The sequence below is a fragment of the Flavobacterium sp. GQ95 genome (assembly GCF_059758655.1).
Genome location: NZ_JCAXEB010000001.1, coordinates 308,146 through 322,149, shown reverse-complemented (window position 1 = coordinate 322,149; position 14,004 = coordinate 308,146). Strand labels below are relative to the sequence as shown.

The 14,004-nt window shown below is 34.5% G+C and carries 10 protein-coding genes; 5 read left to right on the top strand and 5 right to left on the bottom strand.

Annotated features, from left to right (window positions below; translation table 11 throughout):
* Positions 1-97: 97 nt before the first annotated feature.
* The 4 genes from AC6CH4_RS01365 to pdeM all read left to right on the top strand — a co-directional run bounded on the left by AC6CH4_RS01365 (position 98) and on the right by pdeM (position 5,931).
* Entirely contained in the window at positions 98-1,129 is a 1,032-nt protein-coding gene (locus tag AC6CH4_RS01365; RefSeq protein WP_498099488.1) for a ligase-associated DNA damage response exonuclease, read from the top strand.
* A complete protein-coding gene (locus AC6CH4_RS01360) occupies positions 1,126-2,727 on the top strand; it encodes an ATP-dependent DNA ligase (protein ID WP_498099486.1) in 1,602 nt (533 codons plus the stop codon). The genes AC6CH4_RS01365 and AC6CH4_RS01360 overlap by 4 nt, the downstream gene beginning before the upstream one ends.
* 101 nt (positions 2,728-2,828) lie before the next feature.
* The gene (locus AC6CH4_RS01355) at positions 2,829-5,288 is read left to right on the top strand and encodes a ligase-associated DNA damage response DEXH box helicase (protein WP_498099483.1); all 2,460 of its coding nucleotides are present in this window, start codon (positions 2,829-2,831) and stop codon (positions 5,286-5,288) included.
* 7 nt (positions 5,289-5,295) lie between these two features.
* On the top strand, positions 5,296-5,931 hold the full coding sequence (gene pdeM / locus AC6CH4_RS01350; protein ID WP_498099481.1) for a ligase-associated DNA damage response endonuclease PdeM: 636 nt from the start codon (positions 5,296-5,298) through the stop codon (positions 5,929-5,931).
* Here pdeM and apaG read toward each other — a convergent pair.
* The 5 genes from apaG to map form a co-directional block, all read right to left on the bottom strand.
* Positions 5,928-6,314 carry a Co2+/Mg2+ efflux facilitator ApaG/CorD gene (gene apaG / locus AC6CH4_RS01345; RefSeq protein WP_492966727.1) on the bottom strand — a complete coding sequence of 129 codons (387 nt, stop codon included), beginning with the start codon at positions 6,312-6,314 and terminating at the stop codon, positions 5,928-5,930. The two genes, pdeM and apaG, sit on opposite strands and share 4 nt — an antisense overlap.
* 79 nt (positions 6,315-6,393) lie before the next feature.
* Positions 6,394-7,653: a type IX secretion system plug protein gene (locus AC6CH4_RS01340; RefSeq protein ID WP_498099479.1), complete on the bottom strand. Its 1,260-nt coding sequence runs from the start codon at positions 7,651-7,653 to the stop codon at positions 6,394-6,396.
* A gap of 80 nt (positions 7,654-7,733) precedes the next feature.
* Positions 7,734-10,637 carry a DEAD/DEAH box helicase gene (locus AC6CH4_RS01335; RefSeq protein ID WP_498099477.1) on the bottom strand — a complete coding sequence of 968 codons (2,904 nt, stop codon included), beginning with the start codon at positions 10,635-10,637 and terminating at the stop codon, positions 7,734-7,736.
* Positions 10,638-10,765: 128 nt separating this feature from the next.
* Positions 10,766-11,539, bottom strand: a complete 774-nt coding sequence (locus AC6CH4_RS01330) for a methyltransferase domain-containing protein (RefSeq protein ID WP_498099475.1) — start codon at positions 11,537-11,539, stop codon at positions 10,766-10,768.
* A 91-nt stretch (positions 11,540-11,630) separates the two neighbouring features.
* A complete protein-coding gene (gene map, locus AC6CH4_RS01325; RefSeq protein ID WP_498099473.1) occupies positions 11,631-12,449 on the bottom strand; it encodes a type I methionyl aminopeptidase in 819 nt (272 codons plus the stop codon).
* Between the two features lie 268 nt (positions 12,450-12,717).
* Here map and AC6CH4_RS01320 point away from each other — a divergent pair, with 268 nt between their 5' ends.
* Positions 12,718-13,974: a DUF445 domain-containing protein gene (locus tag AC6CH4_RS01320; RefSeq protein WP_498099471.1), complete on the top strand. Its 1,257-nt coding sequence runs from the start codon at positions 12,718-12,720 to the stop codon at positions 13,972-13,974.
* The last annotated feature ends 30 nt before the right edge of the window (positions 13,975-14,004 follow it).

The window sequence follows — 14,004 nt, the reverse complement described above, 5'->3', positions numbered from 1 at the left end:
ACTAATCGCGCGAAACTGTAAAACAGCTTGATTGATAAATAGTTAAATTTGATAGAATGTGCCAAAACGGTTTGTCAATATTAAAAATGGTAACAACATGAAAATCCCACTTTTAGCTTTTAACGATAATGGAATTTACTGTCAACAAGCCGATGTTTATCTCGATCCATGGCGACCGGTAAAAAATGCGATTATTACGCACGGACATTCTGATCATGCACGCTGGGGGCATCAAAATTATATTACACATCATACCAATATTCCCATTATTCGACATAGGTTAGGAGAAATAAATGTTACCGGAAAAGACTGGAACGAAATCTTTGTAATCAATAATGTAAAATTCTCTTTTCATCCCGCCGGACATATTATTGGGAGTGCCCAAATTCGCGTTGAACATAAAGGTGAAGTCTGGGTTTTTACTGGAGATTATAAAGTAGAAGATGACGGGATTTCTGTTCCTTATGAAGTGGTGAAATGTCACACTTTTATAACCGAATGCACTTTTGGTTTGCCAGCGTTTAACTGGACTCCGCAGGCTGAAGTAATTACAGATATCAATAATTGGTGGGCTGAAAACAAAGCAGAAGGGAAAACTTCTGTTCTTTTTGGATATTCTTTAGGCAAAGCACAAAGACTTTTAAAATATTTGGATACAGATATCGGAATAATTTATACACACGGCGCTATTGAGAATATGACAAATGTTGTTCGACCTTTAGTAGATCTTCCGCCAACCACTTTAGTAACCTACGAAACTAAAAAAGAGGATTTATTAGGAAATATTGTTCTGGCCCCGCCAAGTGCACACGGAAGTGTCTGGATTAGAAAAATGACGCCTTTTGTTACTGGTTCTGCTAGTGGCTGGATGGCCTTTCGCGGAGCCAGACGCAGACGCGCGATTGACAAAGGTTTTGTTTTAAGCGATCATTGCGATTGGTTCTCTTTGCTGGACAGCATTAAAGCGACTGGAGCCGAAAGAGTGATTTGTACACATGGTTATACCGATATTTTCTCCAAATATTTAAGAGAATTGGGTTATGACGCCAGAACAGAGAAAACCCAATACGAAGGCGAAACTGCAGAAATGGAAAAAGAAGTTGAAGTAGAAAAAGAAATCCAACAATGAAAAATTTCGCCCAACTTATAAAAGTCCTTGATAGCTCCAATAAAACGAACGTAAAAGTCGATGCGCTGACTATGTATTTTAAAAATGCATCGCCAGAGGATAAAGTATGGACGATTGCGATTCTTTCGCACCGTCGTCCGCCAAGACCTGTTAATACTACATTATTAAGAAACTGGGCAAATGAATTGGCAAATATTCCCTTATGGCTTTTTGAAGAAAGTTACCATATTGTAGGAGATTTGGCTGAAACAATTGCTTTGATTATTCCGACAACAAAAGAACATTCCGATAAAAGTTTAACCGAATATCTTCAGGAAATCATTGCGTTAAAAAAGAAATCAGACCCGGAGAAAAAAGAATATTTACATGAAAATTGGTTGGCGTTAAATTATTACGAACGCTTTGTTTTTACCAAATTAATTACCGGAAGTTTTAGAATCGGCGTAAGCCAAAAATTAATGACAAGAGCACTTTCGAAAGCAGAAGGTGTTGATGAAGATGCTTTGGCTTATAAATTAATGGGAAATTGGGATCCGAATACGATCACTTTTCAGGAATTGATTTTAGACGAAAAAAATAGTGACTATTTATCGAAACCCTATCCGTTTTATCTGGCGTATCCAATTGAAGGCGAAGTGGACAATTTAGGAAATCCCGAAGATTGGTCGGTTGAACATAAATGGGACGGAATTCGTTCGCAGACGATCATCCGCGAAAGCGAAATTTATGTGTGGTCAAGAGGCGAGGAGTTGATGACCGATAAATATCCGGAGTTTCAATCTTTTGTTGGTTTGATTCCAAACGGGACTGTAATTGACGCCGAAATTTTAGCTTTTCCCGAAGGAGAAATTGGAAGTTTTAACGATTTGCAAACCCGAATTGGACGCAAAACCATATCAGCTTCTTTGCTTGAAAAAGCTCCCGTAATTTTAAAAGCGTACGATATTTTAGAATGGGAAGGTCACGATATTCGGAATTTGCCTTATTCAGAAAGAAGATTATTATTAGAACAATTATACGACTCCATAAAAGATAAAACTAAAAATTTTCAATTATCAGAAAGGGTTTTGCTCCATTCCTGGGAAGATGTTGCAAATGAAAGAATGCGTGCCCGCGAAATGAAAAGTGAAGGCTTGATGATAAAACGCAACGATTCGACTTATCAGGTTGGAAGAAAAAAAGGGGATTGGTGGAAATGGAAAATCGAACCTTTGGTAATTGATGCTGTTTTGACTTATGCCATGCGAGGTCACGGAAGGCGTTCCAATTTATTTACCGATTATACTTTTGCGCTTTGGCAAACGAACGAAAAAGACGAAAAAGAATTGGTCACTTTCGCAAAAGCCTATTCCGGTTTAACCGATGCCGAATTTAGGAAAGTGGATGATTTTATAAAGAAAAATACCTTAGAAAGATTTGGTCCTGTTCGAAGTGTTACACCAAAATTAGTTTTCGAAATTGGATTTGAAGGAATTGCACTTTCCAAAAGACATAAAAGTGGAGTTGCAACACGTTTCCCAAGAATTTTGAGATGGCGACAAGACAAAAAAATTGAAGATGCCAATTCGATTGAGGATTTAAAAAGTATGATTTCATAAAAGTTTCAAAGGGACAAAGTAACAGAGTTTCAAAAAAAAACTTTAGGAAACAGCTAAACTTTGGCCCTCTGAGCCTTTGCAACTTTGAACCTTATAAAAAAATGAACAGAGAAGAACTATACACAATTGCTGAAAACTGGTTCAAGGATCAGGGATGGAAATCTTTTCCGTTCCAGACTCAAACCTGGACGGCATTTCTGCAGGGTAAAAACGGTCTGTTAAACGCTCCAACCGGAAGCGGAAAAACCTATGCCTTATGGTTTCCGATAGTTCTCGATTACATCAATAAAAATCCGGATTATAAAGCTAAACATAAACCAGGCTTAAAAGCCATTTGGATTACGCCTTTGCGATCCCTTTCTGTCGAAATAAAACAAGCAGCGGAACGAATTGTTGCAGATTTAGATTTGCCCTTAACTGTCGGAATTCGTTCCGGAGATACTTCGCAAAGTGAAAGAACAAAGCAAAGTAAAAAAATGCCTGATTTGCTGATAACAACTCCAGAAAGTTTGCAACTGCTTTTAGCCTCCAAAGAATTTTCAAAAACTTTTGCTAATTGTGGCGCTATTGTAGTAGATGAATGGCATGAATTATTAGGTACAAAACGAGGCGTTCAAATGGAACTGGCTTTGTCCAGATTAAAAACGGTGGCACCAAAAATGAAAATTTGGGGAATTTCAGCAACGATCGGAAATCTGGAACTGGCACAACAGGTTTTGTTAGGAGTCAATTCAGAAGCTTATGAAAATTCAGTTTTAATAAAAGCAAATATCAACAAGAAAATAAAAGTGATTTCAATCCTTCCGGAGAAAATGGAAAGCTATCCCTGGCGCGGCCATTTAGGATTGCATTTAATTGATGAGGTTGCCAAAATCATCAGAAAAAGCAAAACCACTTTAATTTTTACGAATGTCCGTTCCGTTTGCGAAATGTGGTATCAGGCAATTTTGGAGAAATATCCTGAATTTGCAGGCGAAATGGCTATGCATCACGGAAGCATCAGTAGGGAAGTTAGACAATGGGTTGAAAATGCGATTCGGAATGAAGAATTAAAAGTGGTAGTTTGTACTTCAAGTCTGGATTTAGGTGTTGATTTTGCACCGGTTGAAAGCATTATTCAGATTGGCGGTCCAAAAGGTGTTGCGCGCTTTCTGCAAAGAGCGGGAAGAAGTGGCCATCAACCCGGAAAAGAAAGTGTTATTTACTTTCTTGCCACACATGCGATCGAATTAATTGAGGCATCGGCACTTAAAAAAGCAGCAGCAAAAACAATTGTCGAAGACCGAATTCCGTATTTGAACAGTTGGGATGTTTTAATTCAATATTTAAATACACTTGCTGTTTCTGACGGTTTTTTTCCGGATGAAATTTACAAAGAAGTAAAACAAACCTTTTGTTATCAAAATATAACCAAAGAAAACTGGAACTGGATTCTAAATTTTATTACCAATGGAAGTCAGAGTTTACAAGCCTATGATGAATTCAAAAAAGTAGAAGTAGAAGAAGATTGTCGTTTCAAAATTAACAGCCGATTGATTGCGATGCATCACAGAATGCAAATCGGAACTATCGTTGGAGATGCAGTTCTTAATGTGAAATATTTAAGCGGAGGTTATATTGGAACCATTGAAGAATGGTTTGCCTCTAAACTCAAACCGGGAGATGTTTTTACGTTTGCCGGAAAAAGACTGGAATTATTCCGTGTTAAAAACATGCAGGTTTTGGTGCGAAAAGCGGATCCAAAAAAATCTTCAAAAACGGTTAGCTGGATGGGCGGACGTATGGCGCTGTCTGTACAAATGAGTGAATTGTTAAGAGAAGAATTATATGCCGCAAATACAGACAATCTATCTCCCGAATTAAAAGCCCTGAAACCTATCTTTGACAGACAGCGAAAAGAAAGTATTGTTCCGGATGCAAATGAGTTTTTAATTGAAACGTTTAAAACCAGAGAAGGATTTCATGCGATTTTTTATCCTTTTGAAGGAAGGTTTGTGCATGAAGCTTTGGCAAGTATGTTGTCTTACCGAATTAGTTTGCTGTTCTCCATCACGTTTTCATTAGCCTATAATGATTACGGTTTTGAACTACTTTCCGATCAGGAAATTGATATGCAGGCCGTTTTTGATAATGATTTATTTTCTACAGAATATGTACACCACGATTTACAAAAAAGCCTGAATTCAACTGAAATGGCAAGAAGAAAATTCAGGGATATTGCCGTAATCGCCGGATTAGTTTTTACCGGAATGCCAGGTCGACCAGTTAAAACCAAACATTTGCAAAGTGGCTCTCAATTACTTTTTGAAGTTTTTCGGGATTTTGAGCCTGACAATTTATTGTTGCATCAGGCGTTTATAGAAACATTCGAACATCAGTTAGAAGAAGGACGTTTGATTCAGGCCTTAGAAAGAATTAACAGACAAACGATTGTGTGGAAACAATGCAATAAACCAACACCTTTTAGTTTTCCGATCATTACAGACCGACTCAGGGAAAAATTATCGAGTGAAACTTTAGCAGAAAGAATCAAAAAAATGACAGCCAGTTATATGAAATAATTTCTTTATGAGAATAGTAATTAATAATCAGAATTTTATTTTGCATCAATCTGGCGTTGTTTTTTGGGAAGAAAAAAAGATGCTTTTGATTTCTGATGTTCATTTGGGAAAAGTGACCCATTTTAGGAAACACGGAATCGGAATTCCGAAAGAGGCCATTTTTGAAAATTTTAATCGTTTAAAAACAGTTTTAGAAATATTCAGCGCAGAAACCATTATTTTTTTAGGAGATTTATTTCACAGTAAAATTAATACTGAATGGGATTTTTTCATGGATTGGATAAAAGAGTATTCACAGAAAATAATTTTAGTGGAAGGGAATCATGATATCATTTCAAAAATAAATTATGAAGACCTGAATATTGAAATTTACAGTGAATTGATTATTGATGATTTCCTGTTGACGCATCATCCAACAGAAAAAGAAGGATTTTTTAATTTTTGCGGACATATTCATCCTGCTATACAATTAAGGGGATTGGGGAGACAGTTTTTAAGTTTGCCTTGTTTTTTTCTAAAACAAAATCAATTAATTTTCCCTGCTTTTGGCGAGTTTACAGGAAATTCCTATATGACGCCAACAGAAAATGACAAAGCATACGCAATCACAAAAGAAGGTGTAATCGAAATTTCAATAAATTAATTTAAAGCAAAAGGAGCGCACATTCTAAAAGTAGGAACAATAACTTTGAATGTTTTGGTAGTAGTAAAATTGATCATATTAAAATGGCCTTTCATTGCTCCGTAAGGAGATGAAAGCAAACAACCCGAACTATAAGTGTGGTTTTCTCCAGGTTTTAAAACTGGTTTTTTTCCAATAACGCCCTCACCATCAACGATATCAATATCGTTTAAAGAGTCAAATATTTCCCAGTGACGAGAAGTTAATTGTACTGAATCTTTACTGTGATTTTCAATCGTAACTACGTAACTAAAAGCAAAGTGAATCTTATAGTTCTTGAAGTAAGTACCTTCAAAACTAGTCAAAACTGATATTTTTATGCCTCGTGTAATCTGAGAAACCATACTAACGTAGTATATATGTGTGTGTTATAGTTGCAAACTTACGAAAAAAATTCGTTCAAAGAAATCCTTTAACAATGTTTTAATTGGTGATATTTATAGAGTTTGCATTTCCTTTTCCGATTACTCTTTCGTATCGATCTGAACTATGTTTGTAATAAACGAGTATAGTGTACTCGTTTTCTGTCTGATAGAAATTACCATCAATAGCATTCTCATAATCAATTACCCCTTTTTTATCTGCTACGCGATACTTAAAATTGGTAAAACCTTGTTTGATCATGACTGCTTTTTCGTACACCCCCTTTTTTTCATTATAGTCCATTTTGTATTCCGGCGATAAGCTGTAATTATTGAACATTCCAACAATATAAATGTCTTTATTTAACTGGAAAGCCGGAGCCGAAAGACTGAAATAAACCCAGGCATAATCTGCTTCGATTTCATTATTAGAGGCATTTATATTTTTTACAACAAAATTTCCGTCTACATCTTCATATAACGTATAAATTTGGTTTGCTCTTGCCTGATTTGTATATAAAAAAGAACTGTAAATATCATTCGCCGAACCAACTTTTGCAACATTATTACTTGCGGCACGAATGTCTTTATTCTCAAAATATAAAAATTCATTTCCTGCCCAAAATTGCGTCTCTTTATCGTATTTGTAAACCATTTGGTTTCCGATTGTATATTGTGGAGCAATATTTTTGATACTGGTATTAAAATCCCCATTTTGCAATAACAACACTTTTAAGTTTTGCAAAGGGGTCTGAAAAACAATATCATTTGAAAGTACAGTAAATTCAAGATTTTGTTTGTAATCAATATTGCTGAGGTTTCGGCTTCGTTTTACGACAGCTCCAACGGTTGAATGATCTTCAAATAAAATAAACTTTCTGGAGAAAACAATTTCCCGGTCTTCATTCAGAATCCTCAACATATAATTTCCTGAAATTCTCAGTTGTGTAGTAAACTGGTTCGGGAAAGAAAGGCGATAATGAGAAAAAGCCTGAAGCGTATTAAAGGAATTGGAGTAATCTGTAATTCTCTGATTGTCAAAACCACGAACATAATCCGTTTTCGGAATGTCAGTAGGAATCCAGTTATAATCGCAATGAATTAAATCAAAATAATAATTGGCTTCATTCCCAAACAAATCATCAAATTGTAATTCAAATGTCGAACCTAATTCGAAAATCGGCACGACATTATTTCCATTCTGAACAAATGAAACGGTTTTAATGTTATAGGGTGGAGTTACTTCGGTTTGTACTTCCTGGGCTTTCGCCGAAGTAAAAATGAAAAGTAAAAGTAGACTTTTAAACAAAAATTTTGGCATCTTATTACGTTGTAAGATTGTAAATATAATAATTTATACAACGAAAAATAAGACGTTTTATTGGTTTTAAAAACAATTTATTATGAACCCAAAATGTATTTCAAATTAACTTCGATTTCATCGTTAATATAACTTTCTTCCAAAAGTGAGTCAGATAACAGTTTTTTGTTTTCTTGTAGTTTAATTATTTTTTCCTCTACCGTATTTTTCGAAATAAACCTGATAACATTGACTTTATTTAATTGTCCAATTCTATGCGCTCTTCCAACTCCTTGTTTTTCTGCAAAAGGATTCCACCACGGATCTAAAAATAAAACATAAGAAGCTTTGGTGATATTCAAACCGACTCCACCTGCTTTAAGCGAAATAAAAAACAACAAAGGCTCTTCTTTTTCCTGAAACAGCTTTACCTGATGTTCTCTTTTACTGGCTGGAGTTTCACCTGTAATTTCACAAAACGCTATTTTATTTTCCTTACACCAATTGGTATAAAAATTCAAATTAGTAACAAATGAGCTGAAAATAATAGTCTTTTGTTTTCCTTTGACTAAGTTTTCGAGATAATTCGTCACAGCAATATATTTCCCTGAATCAATTTCCGACTCCTGATCAACCATTTTTGGGTGATTACTCAGCTGTCTTAACTTCATCAGCGTGTTGATAATGCTAATCTTATCAGGACTGGTTCCGTCAGTTTTCAATAGAAAATTACGGGCTTTTGATTTTTCCTGCTCGTATAATTTTTCCTGTTCAGGATCCATATCGCAGTAATAAATCTGCTCCGTTAATTCAGGTAAATCTTTCAAAACCTGTTCTTTAGTTCGTCGCAAAATATAAGGCTGAACCAGATTTTTTAATTCAGTTAAACTATTTTCGTCCTGCTTTTTCTCAATCGGGATTTTAAAATTTTCTGCGAAAAAATTATAAGTGCCCAAAATATCAGGGTTTATAAACTGCATTTGTGACCATAAATCATCCAGCGAATTTTCGATAGGCGTACCACTTAAAGCAATTTTATGAGCTGTATTTATTTTATTAATCGCTTTAAAAATCTTAGAATTTTTATTTTTAATATATTGACTTTCGTCTAAAATTAAATAGCGGAAATCATATTTTTCTAAAATTGAAATATCACGATGTACAATACTGTAACTCGTAAAAATCAAATCTGTTGATGCTAATCTATTTGCCAACAGTTTTCTGTCGTTACCGATATATTGCATTTTTGAAAAATGCGGTGTGAATTTTGAAGACTCGTTATACCAGTTAAAAACCAATGAAGATGGTAAAACAATCAGGGCTTTTAATGGTTCTCTTTCAATAGTAGTTTCGTTTGCAAACAAATCAAAATTTGTGGTTTTGGTTGTGAATCCTAGCTGTTCTTGTACGGCAACCAAAACGGCCAGGGTTTGTAATGTCTTTCCGAGTCCCATATCATCAGCCAGACACGCACCTAAGTTGGAGTTGAAATGACCCAAAAGCCATTTTACACCCTCAATTTGGTAAGGTCTCAGCGTTGCTTTCAGTAAATCTGAAGCGGTGTATTCTGCTTTTTGAATTACATCATTTTTGATTTCCGGAATAGTATCCAAAGCAGTAAAATTACTTTTACGCAAAAGAAGATTTTCATTTTCTGTTTTGGCTAATTTGGCCAGTGAACTGTATTTGCTTAGCCATTCCAGCGGAATCAGAAAGTAGTTTCCGTCAGGCAATAAAAAGAGTCTTTCTTTGCTTTTTATATTCGGAATGATTTCACTGAAATTGATCGTAAAAACTCCAACACTAATTATTATTTTGATATCAAACCAATCTTCTTTTGTCTCTTCTTTTGAAGCTAAAACAGTATGACTTTCGGTAATGATTTCTTTACTTTCCAGCTTTAAGTTTTGGATGGTAAAACCTAAATTTCCCAGCTCTTCTTTATGATTAATAACGAATTGAATATTAGCGTAAGGATCGTTAATTTCTGCCTCTGAATTCGATCCAAATAATTCGTTTTTGATTTTTGTTAAACCAAGTTCAGGTAATTTATCTGTGTATAAGGCCTCGTCAGCACTTCTTTTAAACTGAATTATTTTAGGTTCATTGGCAACACTAAAATCAACAAATGAATGTGTCTTTTTGGTTTTACTGGCGTCAAATGAATAGCCATTATAATCAAAGTAAAGATTGAGATAATAACAGTTTTTGAAGAAATCATAAACAGGCTGAATGGTACATGAAACAATTTTGTCCCGAAGTTCAATTTCGAAACCAGTCGCGTCGATGTCGATTTTTTTAGCTATTTCGGGAATAAAACTTTTAAAATAATCATCAACTAATTTTGAAGGTATCTCGATCGATTTTTTCTTTAAAAAAGGAGAAAGTTTTTTAGAATTAAGGTCTTTTAACTTCCCTAATTTTTTATCTATAATTAACCAGCCCGGTTCATCTAAAAGAACATCAACACTACTATTCATAGGCAAAAATGTAGTTTCGTTTTCTTTTAAAGATAAAGTATAGGTAATGCCTTCAACATGTTTGTCAAATTGAATTTGAGGCTCAAAATACAATGAATCAATATTTACGCTTGAGCGATAAAAATCTTTTTCGGGTCCAATGTTGATTGACAACGGAAATTGTTCCTGAACAATTAAAGTGTAAAACGAATCTAGATTCATTTTTAAATGCTGACGAATGGCAAAATCAATTTTGGAATCTTTTTGCAAGTCAGCAATTGTCTTGGCTGATTTGATTTTTGCACTGAATTTTTTAAAAATAAAATCAGGCTTTAAGGATTCGCAAACGGTCAGTGTTTTTTTTGTATTGGAATCTAAATTTTCGAAAACAATTCCGAAGCTTTCAAGTATACTAGTTGTTGCTTTTTTGTTCAGATATTTGATTTCATCAGTATTCTCAACAATATAGGCTGTTGGAATATAAGCGTTCAGATTTTTTTCAAAACTGATGTCAAAACAAAATTGAAATGATTTTGAAGTTTCCAAGAGTAGGGCTGTGGTTTGGTTTGGTTTGGTTGTAATTTGGGATGAGCTAAAAATTAAAAAGTTTTCAAAATACTAATAATTTGAAAACTTTTTAAATAAACTTATATAACTTATATGGTGGAAAAAAATTAGTTTTCCTGTTTAAAGCAAAGCGGAATAATTTCTCCTTTTGCCAAACAATATTTCTCTACCAATTCTGGCGCAATTTTATTGGTATAATCTTCTTCGATTACTATGAAACCAATGCTTCTTAATTTATCAAAATAATCACGGCCATAAATACGAACGTGATCATATTGACCAAATATTTTAGCACGTTCTTTTTGGTCTGTTATCGAATCATCGGCAAAAGTAACTTCTCTCGATAAATCCTGTGGAATTTGCAAAACGGCCATTCCGCCTGGTTTTAAAACTCTGAATAATTCCTGCATTGCTTTTGTATCATCCGGAATATGTTCTAAAACGTGATTACATAAAATCACATCGTATTCGTTGTCTTTAAAAGGCAAATTACAAATATCTGCTTTTACATCTGCCAACGGCGAAAACAAATCGGTTGTTGTGTAATCCAGATTTTTTTGCTTGCGGAATCTTTTATAAAAAGCCTGTTCCGGTGCAAAGTGAAGCACTTTTTTTGGCGCGGTAAAAAAATCAGTCTGATCGTTTAAATACAACCAAAGTAAACGGTGTCTTTCTAATGAAAGTGTACTCGGCGAAAGCACATTATTACGTTGTTTTCCGTATCCGTAAGGCAAAAACGATCTAAAACTTTTACCATCAATAGGATCAGTAAATTTGTCTCCTTTTAAAGATAAAGCCAAAATTGGGCGGGCCACATAACTCAAACGAATTAATAATGGTCTTGGAATAGTATTAAGTACTAATTTAAAAAGTTTCTTCATTGGGGGGCTGTTTCGCAGAGTTTCACAAAGTAAGCACGGAGCTTCACAAAGTTTAAATCTCTTATAATGTTTTTAAATCTCTGTGGAATAACTATAATACTAAAGGCACTTTTCTGAATTCATCTTCTTCATTACTCTCAATTCCTAACGCTTTGTAGATGTATTGAAAAGTTGATAATAACTCTGGTTTTCCATCAATTAAGGCAACGTCGTGTTCGAAATGCGCACTTGGTTTTCCGTCAGCAGTTAAGATTGTCCAGCCGTCTTTTAATTGTTTGATGTTTCTGGTTCCCATATTGATCATTGGCTCAATGGCAACCACCATTCCTTCAACAAAAAGTTTTCCACGACCACGTTTTCCGTAGTTTGGCATTTCTGGTTCTTCGTGCATTTTTTGTCCTACACCGTGACCAACCAATTCACGAACTACTCCGTAACCGTGAGATTCTGTATATTTTTGAATCGCATTTCCAACATCTTCCACACGATTTCCAGCTTTAAATTCTCTGATTCCAACATAAAGAGATTCTTTAGTAACCTGCAAAAGTTTTTTAACTTCCGGGGCAACTTCTCCAATCTCAAAACTATAGGCATGATCACCGTGATATCCATTTTTGAATGCACCACAATCTACTGAAATTACGTCTCCGCTTTTCAAAGGTGTGTTATTGGGAATTCCGTGTACAACCTGTGCATTCGGACTCATACAAAGAGAATTCGGGAAATCATACAATCCAAGAAAACTTGGTACTGCACCATGATCACGAATAAATTCCTCGGCTAATTTGTCAAGATATAATGTAGTAACTCCTTCTTTAATTTCAGAAGCAATCATTCCTAATGTTTTAGATACGATCAAAGCACTTTCGCGCATTAATTCGATTTCCTCTCTACTTTTTTGGATAATCATATTTTTCAGATTTTCAGTTCGCAAAAGTACGATATTAATATAAATTTTTCGCCACGAATTTTACGAATTAGCACGAATTCAATTTTAATATAAAAAAGGAATAAATTTTACGAATTTCAAGGTTTTTAAAATTTGCGGACAGATTAATTAGTGAAATTCGTGGCAAAACTTTTTTAACCGTTATTGAGTTCTTTAAAACTCAAAGTCTTTACAGATTTATATTTGACAGAAAAAACGTAAATTAGTAGTTGTTAAAACTATCGAAATTATGGAATCTGCTATAAATCAAGAAAATATATCCAAAGTAAAAGCATTGAAAAAGATGAAACGAAATGCTTTGGCGCTCTTAGGCGTTGCGGTGCTTCTTTTTATTATTGCGATTTATTTTAAAATTCCAATGTTGCAGGCGTTTAGTGAAGCGGCAATGGTCGGTGGAATTGCCGATTGGTTCGCGGTTGTAGCTTTATTTCGTCATCCGCTTGGAATCCCGATTTGGCATACTGCCATTATTCCAACCAAGAAAAATGAGATAGGAGAAAATTTGGGGAATTTTGTTTCTGAGGAATTTCTGAACCGTGAAAAATTAGAAATTAAATTAGAAGAATTCAACTTTGCTACAAAAGCTTCAGATTGGCTTTCAGAAGTAGAAAATGCCAATAAAATTGCCAATTTGGTCGCCGTAAATATTATTCCGGGCGTTTTAAAAACCATCAAAGATGAAGATATAAAACGATTCATTCAGGTTCAGTTTAAAGAAAAATTAGAAGCAATTAATTTTGGAGATTGGGTTGCGCTGGCATTAGAACCTTTGCAAAAAGGAAATGTAAAAGATCAATTGCTGACCAATCTTTTGGAAGTTATGAGTTCCGAACTGAGTAACAATAAAGATTTGATTCGGAAAAAAGTAAAACAATCCACACCTTTTTTAAGTTTCGGTCTGGCCGATAAAAGTATTTCAGAAGGAATTTTTAATGGACTGCAGGAGTTTTTAGATGAAGCGAAAAAACCGGAAAGTGAAATTAGAATTAAAATCGACGAATATGTAGCAGATTTTCTGGATAAAGTAAAAAACTCAGAAGAAATGAGAATCAAAATCAACAATTTGATTCTTGGTTTTGCCGGTAAAAAAGAAGTTCAGGATTACATCAACGGAATTTGGGATGAAATAAAATTATCAATTTCAGATGATTTAGAGAAAGGGGATGAGTCTTCCATCAAAAATAATATTTCAAGCTTAATTCAACGTTTCGGAAATGGATTAAAAGAAGATCCGGTAATGATTGACAAGATTAATAATTTCATCAAAAACGATTTATTATCAGTGCTTCTGAACAATAAAAAAGTAATTGGAGATTTAATTTCTTCCACTGTAAAAAGTTGGGACGGAAAAGAAGTGTCAGAAAAATTAGAATTAGAAATCGGAAAAGATCTTCAATACATCAGAATCAATGGAACATTAGTCGGTGGACTAATTGGACTCATAATTTATGGTGTGGAATGGACGTATCATTATTTTGTAATATGATACACGCAATTTTGTCATTTCGAGGAACGA

Bases quoted from the DNA above. Each gene is read 5' to 3' on its own strand.
- AC6CH4_RS01365 (WP_498099488.1), top strand. From the start codon at position 98: ATGAAAATCCCACTTTTAGCTTTTAACGATAATGGAATTTACTGTCAA.
- AC6CH4_RS01360 (WP_498099486.1), top strand. From the start codon at position 1,126: ATGAAAAATTTCGCCCAACTTATAAAAGTCCTTGATAGCTCCAATAAA.
- AC6CH4_RS01355 (WP_498099483.1), top strand. From the start codon at position 2,829: ATGAACAGAGAAGAACTATACACAATTGCTGAAAACTGGTTCAAGGAT.
- pdeM (WP_498099481.1), top strand. From the start codon at position 5,296: ATGAGAATAGTAATTAATAATCAGAATTTTATTTTGCATCAATCTGGC.
- apaG (WP_492966727.1), bottom strand. From the start codon at position 6,314: ATGGTTTCTCAGATTACACGAGGCATAAAAATATCAGTTTTGACTAGT.
- AC6CH4_RS01340 (WP_498099479.1), bottom strand. From the start codon at position 7,653: ATGCCAAAATTTTTGTTTAAAAGTCTACTTTTACTTTTCATTTTTACT.
- AC6CH4_RS01330 (WP_498099475.1), bottom strand. From the start codon at position 11,539: ATGAAGAAACTTTTTAAATTAGTACTTAATACTATTCCAAGACCATTA.
- map (WP_498099473.1), bottom strand. From the start codon at position 12,449: ATGATTATCCAAAAAAGTAGAGAGGAAATCGAATTAATGCGCGAAAGT.
- AC6CH4_RS01320 (WP_498099471.1), top strand. From the start codon at position 12,718: ATGGAATCTGCTATAAATCAAGAAAATATATCCAAAGTAAAAGCATTG.